13 protein-coding genes are annotated in these 11,557 nt (G+C 70.1%); 10 read left to right on the plus strand and 3 right to left on the minus strand.

Annotated elements, in window-relative coordinates:
• Positions 1 to 136 precede the first annotated feature (136 nt).
• The 3 genes from LMU33_RS08440 (at position 137) to LMU33_RS08450 (ending at position 3,285) form a co-directional block, all read left to right on the plus strand.
• Positions 137 to 1,108 (plus strand): aldo/keto reductase, encoded by a 972-nt coding sequence (locus tag LMU33_RS08440; RefSeq protein WP_228618793.1) that lies wholly within the window; start codon positions 137 to 139, stop codon positions 1,106 to 1,108.
• An 82-nt stretch (positions 1,109 to 1,190) separates the two neighbouring features.
• Complete coding sequence (locus LMU33_RS08445) at positions 1,191 to 1,739, plus strand: TetR/AcrR family transcriptional regulator (protein WP_228618794.1); 549 nt, start codon at positions 1,191 to 1,193, stop codon at positions 1,737 to 1,739.
• A gap of 22 nt (positions 1,740 to 1,761) precedes the next feature.
• Positions 1,762 to 3,285 (plus strand): MFS transporter, encoded by a 1,524-nt coding sequence (locus tag LMU33_RS08450; protein WP_228618796.1) that lies wholly within the window; start codon positions 1,762 to 1,764, stop codon positions 3,283 to 3,285.
• A gap of 112 nt (positions 3,286 to 3,397) precedes the next feature.
• Here LMU33_RS08450 and LMU33_RS08455 read toward each other — a convergent pair whose 3' ends face one another.
• On the minus strand, positions 3,398 to 4,069 hold the full coding sequence (locus tag LMU33_RS08455; RefSeq protein WP_228618797.1) for a lysophospholipid acyltransferase family protein: 672 nt from the start codon (positions 4,067 to 4,069) through the stop codon (positions 3,398 to 3,400).
• Between the two features lie 364 nt (positions 4,070 to 4,433).
• Here LMU33_RS08455 and LMU33_RS08460 point away from each other — a divergent pair, with 364 nt between their 5' ends.
• The 3 genes from LMU33_RS08460 (at position 4,434) to LMU33_RS08470 (ending at position 6,751) form a co-directional block, all read left to right on the plus strand.
• Positions 4,434 to 5,609: a glycerophosphodiester phosphodiesterase gene (locus LMU33_RS08460; RefSeq protein WP_228618799.1), complete on the plus strand. Its 1,176-nt coding sequence runs from the start codon at positions 4,434 to 4,436 to the stop codon at positions 5,607 to 5,609.
• A 92-nt stretch (positions 5,610 to 5,701) separates the two neighbouring features.
• Entirely contained in the window at positions 5,702 to 6,208 is a 507-nt protein-coding gene (locus LMU33_RS08465) for an RNA polymerase sigma factor (RefSeq protein WP_228618801.1), read from the plus strand.
• 45 nt (positions 6,209 to 6,253) lie between these two features.
• Entirely contained in the window at positions 6,254 to 6,751 is a 498-nt protein-coding gene (locus tag LMU33_RS08470) for a GNAT family N-acetyltransferase (protein ID WP_228619083.1), read from the plus strand.
• On the opposite strand, the gene LMU33_RS08475 is transcribed toward LMU33_RS08470, so the two are convergent.
• Together LMU33_RS08475 and LMU33_RS08480 are read right to left on the minus strand one after the other, a co-directional pair.
• Complete coding sequence (locus LMU33_RS08475; RefSeq protein WP_228618803.1) at positions 6,741 to 7,163, minus strand: hypothetical protein; 423 nt, start codon at positions 7,161 to 7,163, stop codon at positions 6,741 to 6,743. The genes LMU33_RS08470 and LMU33_RS08475 overlap by 11 nt on opposite strands.
• A gap of 1 nt (position 7,164) precedes the next feature.
• Positions 7,165 to 7,524: a hypothetical protein gene (locus tag LMU33_RS08480; RefSeq protein WP_228618805.1), complete on the minus strand. Its 360-nt coding sequence runs from the start codon at positions 7,522 to 7,524 to the stop codon at positions 7,165 to 7,167.
• 584 nt (positions 7,525 to 8,108) lie between these two features.
• Between LMU33_RS08480 and LMU33_RS08490 the strand changes: the two genes are divergently transcribed.
• The 4 genes from LMU33_RS08490 (at position 8,109) to LMU33_RS08505 (ending at position 11,550) form a co-directional block, all read left to right on the plus strand.
• Positions 8,109 to 9,143 carry a methionine ABC transporter ATP-binding protein gene (locus LMU33_RS08490; RefSeq protein WP_228619085.1) on the plus strand — a complete coding sequence of 345 codons (1,035 nt, stop codon included), beginning with the start codon at positions 8,109 to 8,111 and terminating at the stop codon, positions 9,141 to 9,143.
• Positions 9,140 to 9,877: a methionine ABC transporter permease gene (locus tag LMU33_RS08495; protein WP_228618807.1), complete on the plus strand. Its 738-nt coding sequence runs from the start codon at positions 9,140 to 9,142 to the stop codon at positions 9,875 to 9,877. Before LMU33_RS08490 ends, LMU33_RS08495 begins: the two co-directional genes overlap by 4 nt.
• Positions 9,878 to 9,949: 72 nt before the next feature.
• Positions 9,950 to 10,780, plus strand: a complete 831-nt coding sequence (locus LMU33_RS08500) for a MetQ/NlpA family ABC transporter substrate-binding protein (RefSeq protein ID WP_228618808.1) — start codon at positions 9,950 to 9,952, stop codon at positions 10,778 to 10,780.
• Between the two features lie 131 nt (positions 10,781 to 10,911).
• Positions 10,912 to 11,550 carry a GNAT family N-acetyltransferase gene (locus LMU33_RS08505; RefSeq protein ID WP_228618810.1) on the plus strand — a complete coding sequence of 213 codons (639 nt, stop codon included), beginning with the start codon at positions 10,912 to 10,914 and terminating at the stop codon, positions 11,548 to 11,550.
• Positions 11,551 to 11,557 lie beyond the last annotated feature (7 nt).

Below are 11,557 nucleotides of genomic sequence, written 5' to 3' on the forward strand. Positions count from 1 at the left end.
GCGAGGGTGAAATCGCCGTGGGCGTGACAGGCGACGACGGCTCCCGGCGCGGGCTGAACCGCGCAGGGCTGGGTAGATTGGTGCGAGATCCTCTCCTGATGGGAGATCCGCTACGCCGATCGTGCAGGGAGCCCCCATGCCGTTCAGCCGCCTGGCCACCGCGACCACGCCCACCGCGCACATCGGACTCGGCCTCGCCGCCGTCGGCCGCCCCGGCTACATCAACCTCGGCCGCGAAGAAGACCTCGGAGAGAACCGCAGCGCGGATGCACTGCGCACCCGCACCCACGAACTCCTCGACGCCGCCTACGCCCAGGGTGTGCGCTACTTCGACGTGGCCCGCTCCTACGGCCGTTCGGAGGAGTTCCTCGCCGACTGGCTGAACGCCCGCCCCGACATCGACGACGTGGTCGTCGGCAGCAAGTGGGGCTACACCTACACCGCCGGCTGGTCCGCCGACGCCGAACAGCACGAGGTCAAGGACCACAGCCTCGCCGCGTACGAGCGGCAGCGCGCCGAGACCGACGCCGTGCTCGGCGACCGGCTCGACCTCTACCAGATCCACTCGGTCACCCCGGACAGCCCGGCCCTCACCGACAAGGACCTCCACGCCCGGCTCGCCGAGGCCGCCGCTCAGGGTCTGACCATCGGCTTCTCCACCAGCGGCCCCGCCCAGGCCGACACGATCCGCGCGGCCCTCCAGCTGACCGCCGACGGCGAGCCGCTCTTCCGTACCGTCCAGTCGACGTACAACGTGCTCGAGACCTCGGCGGCGGCCGCGCTCGCCGAGGCGCACGACGCCGGGCTCACCGTGATCGTCAAGGAGGGCATGGCCAACGGCCGACTGGCCGCGCCGCACGCCCCGGAGATGCTCAGGACGGTCGCCGGGGACACCGGCCTCGGCTGTGACGCGGTGGCCCTCGCCTGGATCCTGCGCCAGCCGTGGGCCGGTGTCGTGCTCTCCGGCGCCGCGACGGTCACCCAGCTCGTCTCCAACCTCCACGCTCCCGCCGTCGACCTGGACGCGGACCAGCTGACCCGACTCGCCACGCTCGCCGAGGACCCGCGGGCCTACTGGGAGCGGCGCGGACAGCTGCCCTGGCACTGACCTCACGTGCCCCGAGCAGCGATTATGAGTCATGCATGCCCAGTGTGAGACATAGATGTCTCATATGGGCTACCCTTGTCTCATGGCTCTCGATCGTGACCAGGTGCTGCGCAGCGCGGCCGCCCTGCTGACCCGTAAATCCACCGCGACCATGGACGAGGTCGCCAAGGCCGCCGGGATCAGCCGGGCGACACTGCACCGCCACTTCGCCGGGCGCGACGCTCTCGTACGGGCGCTGGAGGCGCTCGGCATCGAGGAGTGCGAGGCGGCGCTGGATGCGGCGCGCATGGACGAGGGCCCGGCGAGCGAGGCCGTCCACCGACTGGTCCGCGCCATCGAACCCTCGGCCGGACTGCTCGCCTTCCTCTACACCGAGAACCAGCTGTTCGAGGGCGAGGGGCAGAACCAGGGCTGGGCTCGCATCGACGAGCGCCTGACGGCCCTGTTCCGGCGCGGTCAGGAGAGCGGCGAGTTCCGCATCGACCTCACCCCCGCCTGGCTCACCGAGGCGCTGTACGGCCTGCTGGCCTCCGGCGCCTGGGCGGTGGCGGAGGGCCGGGTGGCCACGAAGGACTTCACCTACATGATCGTCGAGCTGCTGCTCGGCGGCGTACGACGTACGAACGCGTAAGAAGAGTAAGAAGAGAGGAATCATGACCAGCACCCTGCGGCCGGCCGCTACGACGGAGGCGGTGACGCGCCCGGGCCGCTGGCTCGCGCTCTCCGTCCTCGTCCTGGCCGTGCTGCTGGTGGCCGTCGACGCCACCGTCCTCGGCCTGGCGACCCCCTACATCAGCGAAGACCTCAACCCCTCGGGCACCCAGCTCCTGTGGATCGGCGACGTCTACTCCTTCGTCATCGCCGGTCTGCTGGTCTCCATGGGCAGCCTCGGCGACCGCATCGGCCGCAAGCGGATCCTGCTCGGCGGCGCCACGGCGTTCGGCGCGATATCGGTGCTCAACGCCTATGCCACGACACCGGAGTTGATGATCCTGGCGCGGGCGCTGCTCGGTGTGGCGGGCGCGACCCTGATGCCCGCCACCCTCGCCCTGATCCGCAACCTCTTCCACGACCCGCGCGAGCGCAGCCTGGCCGTGGGCATCTGGGGCGCGACCGCCTCCGCCGGCACGGCAGTCGGCCCGATCACCGGCGGTTTCCTCCTCGAACACTTCTGGTGGGGCTCGGTCTTCCTGATCAACCTGCCGGTGATGGCGGTCCTGGTCCTGGTCGGCATCCGCACCCTGCCCGAGTCGCGCAACCCGAACCCCGGCCCCTGGGACCTGATCAGCGTCGTCCTGTCGCTGGTCGGCGTGATCGCCGTGGTGTACGCGGTCAAGGAGGCCGCCACGCACGGGTTCACCCGGTCGGTGCTGGCCACGGCACTGCTCGGCGCGACGGCCCTCTGCGGCTTCGTCCACCGTCAGCTCACCATGCCGGCCCCGCTGCTCGACATGCGGCTGTTCCGGCGGCGCGGCTTCAGCGGGGCGGTCCTCGCCGACCTGCTGACCGTGCTCGGCATGTCCGGCCTGGTGTTCTTCCTCTCCCAGTACCTGCAACTCGTCCAGGGCAGGCGCCCGTTCGAGGCGGGCCTGGCCGAACTGCCCGCCGCGGTCGGCGCGGTGGCGGCCGGCCTGGTCGCGGGCCGCGCGGCCCGCCGCCTCTCGGTCCGCGCCGTGGTCTCGGGCGGCCTCGCGGCGGTCGGCCTGGCCCTGGCCGTGCTGACGGCACTCGGCCGGTCCACCGGCTACCCCGTCCTCGGTGCCGCGCTGCTGGTCGTGGGGATCGGCGCGGGCTTCTCCTTCACGGTCACCGCCGACGTGATCCTCTCCAGCGTGCCCAAGGAACAGGCGGGCGCCGCCTCGGCCGTGTCCGAGACGGCGTACGAACTGGGCGCGGCCCTGGGCATAGCCCTGCTCGGCTCCATCGTCACGGGCACCTACCGCGACTTCACCGCCCCGGCCGGCACCCCGGCACAGGCACACGAATCACTGGGCGCGGCTGTGGAGGCGGCAACAAGAATGCCCCCGCACAAGGCGGAGGCACTCCTGAACGCGTCCCGCGACTCCTTCGTCCACGGCCTGCACCTGGCGTCGGGCGCGGGGGCGGCAGTCCTGCTGGCAGCGGCGGTGGTGGCGTGGTTCTTGCTGAAGGGCCAGAAACTGGAAAGTGCGGGGTGAGGAAAGCCCCCCGAAGGGGCGCGGGGCCGTATCGATGTGCCGCTCCGCCGCGTGGGTGCGAGCAACCACGACGGAACGGCACCCGCAAGAGGTCCCGCGCCCCGTACGGCGACTAGGCGGCCTTCGCCTTCGTGGCATACATGTCCACGTACTCCTGCCCGGACAGCCGCATGACCTCGGCCATCACGGAGTCGGTCACGGCCCGCAGCACATACCGGTCCCGGTCCATCCCCTCGTACCGGGAGAACTCCATCGCCTCGCCGAAGCGAACCGTCACCTTGCCGGGCCGCGGAATCCCGGCCCCACCCGGCTGCAGCTTGTCGGTGCCGATCATGGCGAACGGAACCACGGGCGCGCCGGTCATCAGCGTCAGCCGCGCGATACCGGTGCGCCCCCGGTACAGCCGGCCGTCGGGCGACCGCGTGCCCTCGGGGTAGATGCCGAAGACCTTCCCCTCCTCCAGGATCCGCCGCCCGGTCATCAGCGCGGCCACGCCGCCGCTCGCGCCGTCCCGGTCCACCGGGATCATGCCGACGCCGGTGAAGAACCACGCCATCAGCCGGCCCTTGACGCCCTTGCCGGTGACGTACTCGTCCTTGCCGATGAAGAACACCTGCCGCTTGGTGACGATCGGCAGCACGATCGAGTCGATGAAGGTGAGGTGGTTGCCCGCCAGGATGACCGGCCCGTCGCCGGGGATGTGCTCCACGCCTTCCACCTGTGGGCGGAACATCAGGCGCATGATCGGTCCGAGCACTGCCTTGATGAGCGCGAAGCGGGACAACGGGTCCTCCGATGTCGAGGGGTCGATATGAGTCTGTGCAGGTGAGGACATTACTCGCGGCCCCGGGCCGGGCGCACATCGGGTACGGCCGGTTCACCGAGGTCTTACTAATTGTTGACACGGGTTTACCTGCGGTGACGTCTCGGGGGCCCGCCGTAACACCGCTGCGACGATGTGACGGAGATCGCGCGACACCCTCACCCACTCGGCTGCCCGGGCCGGCCGTCGGTGCGACGGACCGTCAGCACCCGCCGCAGACAGGACATGCGGCGTCACCCGGGTGTTCCTGAGAGGGACTCCCTTCGGTCATGTGTACGCCCCTACGATCGGCCCGGACCCAAGAGCGGACGGCAGGAGGGCGCTGATGGGCAGCGACCAGGCGAACGAGAAGACTCAGGGCACCGGGCGGCGGGCGATCCTCGGCGCGGCGGTGTTCGGCGTGAGCGGAGCGGCCCTCGGGCTGCCGGGCACGGCCGAGGCCGCCGAGGCCCGGCCGGCCGGACCGGGCGGCCGGGGCCTGAAGAGCCTGCCGGTGCCGACGATCGTCGGCCACCGGGGTGCCAGCGGCTACCGCCCCGAGCACACCTTCGGCTCGTACAACCTGGCCCTGGACCTGGGCGCCGACGTCGTCGAGGCCGGTGACCTGGTGCCCACCAAGGACGGGCATCTGGTCTGCCGGCACGAGCCGGAGATCGGCGGCACCACGGACGTCGCCTCCCACCCGGAGTTCGCCGACCGCAGGACCACCAAGATGCTGGACGGGGTCGCCACCACCGGCTGGTTCACCGAGGACTTCACGCTCGCCGAGCTGAAGACCCTGCGCGCGGTCGAGCGCATACCGGCCAACCGGCCGCACAACACCCTCTACAACGGGCGCTGGGAGATCCCCACGTTCGAAGAGGTCCTGAAGTGGCAGGACGAGCAGACCCGCAAGCGCGGCAAGCAGGTCTGGATCTACCCCGAGACCAAGCACCCCACGTACTTCCGCAAGCTGGGCCTGGGCCTGGAGGAGCGGGTGGCGAAGCTGCTGCGCAAGTACGGCAAGGACGGCCGGAACTCGCCCGTCATCCTGCAGTCCTTCGAGCCCAGCAGCATCCAGAAGCTGAACCAGCTGGTCGACAACCCGCTCGTCGTGCTGCTCTCTTCGGCGGACAGCCGCCCCTACGACTTCGTCGAGGCGGGCGACCCGCGCACGGTCGCCGACCTGATCACGCCCAAGGGCCTCAGGGAGATCGCCGGCTACGCCCAGGGCATCGGCCCGACCCTGGACCTGGTCATCCCCAAGAACGCGGACGGCACCCTGGGCAGGCCGACGACCCTGGTCTCCGACGCGCACAAGGTGGGCCTGATCCTGCACCCCTACACCATGCGCAACGAGAACCCCTTCCTCCCGGCCGAGTACCGCAAGGGCAGCGCGGCCGACGGCTACGGCGATCCCTTCGGCGCCTTCAGGACGTACTTCGCGACCGGCATCGACGGCGTCTTCACCGACAACGCCGACACCGGCCTGCTCGCCCGCGCGGACTTCCTGGCCGGCTGAGCACGTCAACCGATAGTCCTGTTGTCACCTCGTTCGGGGTGACTGTGCGCCGCCCCGGAAACCTGCTCCCGGGGCGGCGCGTCGTTCCGCATATGACGCACGACCTGGTAACCGCCCTGGGCCCGCTGCTCACCGCCGAGGCCTCGGCCGAGGCATATGCGGCCGGGAGCGAGCCGGGCGACCTGGAACAGGCCGTCTGGCTCCGCCTGCTGGAGCGGCTGGAGACAGAGGGACCGCCGCCGGACCCGCAGGGCTGGCTGCGCAGGGCCGTCCGCGCCGAGGCCCGCCGCAGCCGCCGTACCACGCGCCGGGAACGCCCGTACGGCGCCGAGCCGGCCGACGACGCACGCACCGATCCCGAGCAGCACGCCCTCACGGCCGCCCGGCACCGCGCCCTGCGCGACGCGGTGAGCCGGCTGCCCGGCCGCTGCCCCCGGCTCATCGAGGCCCTGCTGTCCCCGGAGGACCTGACATACCGGGAGATCGCGGGGGAGTTGGGTATCTCACAGGGCAGTCTCGGCCCGGAACGCTCCAGATGTCTGGGATGTCTGCGCCGATTGCTCACGCCGGAGGTTGCGTGCCTCGAAGCGCGGGGATAGGAGTGAGGGACGACAGGTGATCAGGTGAGCGGGAGGCGTGCGCACATGGGCATGAGCGTGACCATCTCGGTGGCGACCGAGCAGGACGCGGAGCAGATCTTCCGGCTCCAGTACCTGTGCTTCCAGAGCGAGGCGGCGCTGTACGGCAACTACCGCATCGACCCGCTCGTCCAAACACTGGACTCCGTCCGCCAGGAGGTCGCCTCCGACTGTGTCTTCGTCGCCCGGCTCGGCGAGGAGGTGGTCGGCTCGGTGCGCGGCAAGGTCGGCGAGGACGGCGCGGCCGCCATCGGCAAGCTCTGCGTCCACCCCCGCCTGCAGGGCCACGGCATCGGCGCCAGGCTGCTGCGCGCGGCCGAAGCGGCTCTGGTGGAGGAGCGGGGCGCCACCAAGTTCCGCCTCTTCACCGGCCACCGCAGCGAGGGCAACCTCCGCCTGTACCGCCGCTCCGGCTACGAGACGGTGGGCCGGTCCAAGGGCACGGACGGGGTCGAGATGATCATCCTGGAAAAGCAGGCGGGCGCTTACGCGGCTACTGCTTGACGGCGGTGCGCTGCGCCCTGCGCAGCCAGTACATCGCGGAGAGCGGCAACAGCACCGGGATGAAGATGTATCCCGCCCCGTAGTACGACCACACGGTCGCGTCCGGAAACGCCGAGCGGTCGACCAGAGTCCACGTACCGACGATCAGCACGCCCGCGAGCTCGGCGGCGCAGCACACCAACGCCGCCCGCCGAGCGGTCTCCCCGCCCCGGATCAGCGTGTACGTGATGAACCCGTACACCACGCCCGCCACCGCCGACAGCGCATAGGCGAGCGGCGCCCGGCCGAACTCCGTGCTGATCTGGTACGCCGAACGCGACACCGCGCCGACCACCATCACGCCGTAGAACCAGACGAGCAGCATGCCCGGCCCGCTGATCAACCGGATCGGCTTCTCCTCCACCGCCGTCACCTCAGCCTCCCCAGATGTCGAAGAGCCGCACTTCCAGTACGGCCAGCACCACTCCGCCGGCGGCGACCGTCACCGAGCCCCACTTGGTCCGCTCGGCCAGGGACATGAACCCCGCCGCCGGAACACACGCGAACGCGCCCAGCAGATACGCCACGAAGATCGTCGTGCCCTGCTCCGGCTTCTCGCCCCGTGCCAGCTGCACGATCCCGACCACCAGCTGGACCACGGCCAGCAGCGACACCACGGCCATGCCGATGAAGTGCCAGTCCTTGGTCGGCTGGTCACGGTAGGCGGCCCAGCCGCACCAGGCGGCGAGCAGCAGCGCGGCGACCCCGGTCACCAGCGTCAGGGCATTGAGCATGCGGTGACCTTATTACGGCCGAAACGGGCGCCGGCCGCCGACCCCGCCCGCAGGCCATGGGGTCTAGACCACACCGCAGGGTCCGGGCATGACGATCTGCGCAACACGCCCATGACCACCGTGGCGTTGGCCACAACCCACCGGGCGGAGGAAGTCGACGCCGGCCTCGTGGTGGAGGACCTGTCGGCCTTGTCCCCACTGGTCACCGAGCGAGGCGTGGAGATCCCCGTCCGCCGTGGAGCGCCCGAACGGGGCTGTCCGCCACTGTCCACTATCCGGACGGCGGCGACCGGTCAGGACCATACGTCTGCTTTACTGATCGCATGACCACGACGAGCTGCCGCACCCTTGCGACCGAGGCGACCATGACGCCCGGTGCTCGTTGTATGTGTCGCCTGATGTGTCGAATGTGCGCCTTCTAGAGGGCCCCCGCATCAGCTGAGCCTCGCGCCCCGAAGCGAGAGCCGTGGCATGTCCGTGCGCCGCAGTCCGTACGAGACGCACATCCACTTCCCATGCCTGAACCGCATGCACCCGTGCCCGGGCACACCCACGCCCGCGCACTCGACAGTGACGGAAATCCTGTGATCACCACCTCGGGCCTGACCAAGGTCTACCGCTCCCGCGGCCGTGACGTCACCGCCCTCGACGGCGTCGATCTCCACGTCCGCGAAGGCGAGGTCTACGGCGTCATCGGCCAGTCCGGCGCCGGCAAGTCCTCCCTCATCCGCTGCGTCAACCTGCTGGAGCGCCCCACCTCCGGCACCGTGACCGTCGCCGGACAGGACCTCACCGCCCTCGCCGGCCGCGGCACGCGCGCCGGCAAGGAGCTGCGCCGGGCGCGCAGCCGCATCGGCATGGTCTTCCAGCACTTCAACCTGCTCGCCTCGCGGACCGTGCAGGACAACGTCGAGCTGCCGCTGGAGATCCTCGGCACGTCCGGCAAGGAGCGCTCGCGCAAGGCGCTGGAGCTCCTCGACCTGGTCGGCCTCGCCGACAAGGCCAGGGCCTACCCGGCCCAGCTCTCCGGCGGGCAGAAGCAGCGCGTCGGCATCGCCCGCGCCCTCGCCGGCGACCCCAAGGTGCTGCTCTCCGACGAGGCCACCAGCGCCCTCGACCCGGAGACCACCCGCTCCATCCTCCAGCTGCTGCGCGACCTGAACCGGCAGCTGGGCCTGACCGTCCTGCTCATCACCCACGAGATGGACGTCGTGAAGTCGGTCTGCGACTCCGCCGCCCTGATGGAGAAGGGCCGGATCGTGGAGTCCGGCACGGTCAGCGAGCTGCTGGCCACCCCCGGCTCGGAGCTGGCCGCCGCACTGTTCCCGGTGAGCGGCGAGCGCACGGGCGCCGACCGGACCGTCGTCGACGTCACCTTCCACGGTGAGGCCGCCACCCAGCCGGTCATCTCCCAGCTCGCGCGCACCTACAACATCGACATCTCGATCCTCGGCGCCGCCATCGACACCGTCGGCGGCCTGCAGGTCGGCCGGATGCGCATCGAGCTGCCCGGCCGTTACGAGGACAACGTGGTGCCGATCGGGTTCCTGCGCGAACAGGGCCTGCAGATCGACGTGGTGGGCCAGGAGGCTCTGCTGGTGAAGGAAGGTGCCAAGTGACCTGGTCCGAGATGCAGCCGCTGCTGTCCCAGGCGTGTACCGAGACGTTCCGGATGGTGCTGTGGTCCACCCTGATCGCCGTCGCCGTCGGCCTGCCGCTCGGCATCCTCCTCGTCCTCACGGACCGGGGCGGCCTGCTGCAGAACGTCGTCGCCAACAAGGTGATCGGCCAGATCGTGAACATCGGCCGGTCCATGCCGTTCATCATCCTGATGGTCGCGCTGATGAGCTTCACGCGCTGGGTCACCGGGACGACCATCGGTACGACCGCCGCGATCGTGCCGCTCGCCATCGGCGGCATCCCGTTCTTCGCCCGGCTGGTCGAGACGGCTGTCCGCGAAGTGGACAACGGTCTCGTCGAGGCCGTGCAGTCCATGGGCGGCAACACCTGGACCATCGTCCGCAAGGTCCTCGTCCCCGAGGCCCTGCCCTCGCTGATCGCCAGCACCACCACCACGGTCATCGCGCTCATCGGCTACTCCGCCATGGCCGGCACGGTCGGCGGCGGCGGCCTCGGCGACCTCGCCGTCCGCTACGGCTACCAGCGCTTCGAGACCGAGCTGATGTGGATCACCGTCGCGATCCTCGCCGTCGTGATCTCCCTCATCCAGTTCGCCGGCGACTTCGCGGCCCGCTCCCTGCACAGCCGCGGCGGCCGCTCCGGCCCGGCGCCGAAGCTCCGCCTGCTGAAGGCCGAGGAGCCTGCCGCGGCCGACGTCGGCAAGGCCGCGTAGGCCGCGGCGCTTTCGAGACTCCCCGTTCACCCGTACACGGGGTCGCACCACCCTTAAGGAAAGGCACTTTTCGTGCGTAACACCGCCAAGCTCACCACCGCCGTCCTCGCCGCTGGAGCCCTCACCCTCGGGCTGACCGCCTGCGGCTCCGGCAGCTCCTCCGCCTCCCACGACTACAGCGGCCCGCTGGTCGTCGCCGCGAGCCCGACCCCGCACGCCGAGATCCTGAACTTCGTCAAGAAGAACCTGGCGAAGAAGGCGGGCCTCGACCTGGAGGTCAAGGAGTTCACGGACTACATCACGCCGAACACGGCGACCGAGGACGGCTCGGTGGACGCCAACTACTTCCAGAACCAGCCGTACCTGGACGACTTCAACAACAAGCGCGGCACCCACATCGTGCCCGTCGTCACGGTGCACCTGGAGCCGCTCGGCCTGTACTCCCACAAGGTCAAGAAGGCCGACGCGCTGAAGAGCGGTGCGACCATCGCCGTCCCGAACGACGCCGTCAACGAGGCCCGCGCCCTGAAGCTGCTGGCCGCCAACGGGCTCATCACCCTGAAGTCCGGCGTCGGCAACGAGGCCACCCCGCAGGACATCACCAAGAACCCCAAGCACCTGCAGTTCAAGGAGGTCGAGGCGGCCCAGACCCCGCGCTCCCTGGACGACGTGGACGCGGCCGTGGTGAACGGCAACTACGCCATCTCGGCCGGTCTGAAGCCCGCCACGCAGGCTGTCCTGCTGGAGTCCGCCAAGAACAACCCGTACGCCAACTTCCTGGCCGTGAAGAAGGGCAACGAGAAGGACCCGCGAGTCGAGAAGCTCGCCAAGCTCCTCACCTCGCCCGAGGTCAAGAAGTTCATCGAGGACAAGTACCAGGGCTCGGTCATCCCGTCCTTCTGAGCCGACTCGCACACTGCCGGGGTCCACTCCCTCACCGGGGGTGGACCCCGTCGTGCGGTTCAGTGGTTTCATGCTGCATGCTGGGCAGTTCAGCAGGCCCTGAAGGTTTTTCAGAAGTTACGGAGCGGCGCATGACTGGCACCTTTCCCAACATCTCCATCAGCACGGAGCGGTTGGTCCTGCGCCCCTTCGAGGAGTCGGACATCGAGGCCTTCGCCGAGATGATGAACGACGAGCTGGTCACCACCTGGACCTCCGTCCCCCAGCCCTACACCGAGGCCGACGCCCGGGCCTGGATCACGCAGATCGCCCCGGCCGAACGCGCCGGGGGCCGCGGCATCGTCTTCGCGGTCGACGAGTTCCTCACCCAGCGCCTCGTCGGCATCGTCCATCTTCGGAACACCGACTGGCGGGTGCGCTCGGCGGAGATCGCCTACGTCGTCGCGCCATGGGCCCGCGGCGAGGGCTACGCCTCGGAGGCAGCCCTGGCCACCGCGCAGTGGCTGTTCCACGACCAGAAGTTCGAACGCCTGGAGCTGCGCACCGCCGCCGACAACACCGCCTCCCAGCAGGTCGCCCAGAAGATCGGCTGCATCAGCGAAGGCGTCCTGCGGGGCGCCTGGATAGCGCGCAGCAGAACGGCCGACGGCACATGGAACGACGTCCGCACCGACGTCATCGTCTGGAGCCTGCTGCCGGAAGACCTGGCCGGGAGCGGCGAGCAGCTGGCCGACACCGGCGGTTTCACGCCGTACTCCGACTGGAACTGAGCCCCCC

Source organism: Streptomyces barringtoniae (assembly GCF_020819595.1).
GTDB lineage: Bacteria > Actinomycetota > Actinomycetes > Streptomycetales > Streptomycetaceae > Streptomyces > Streptomyces barringtoniae.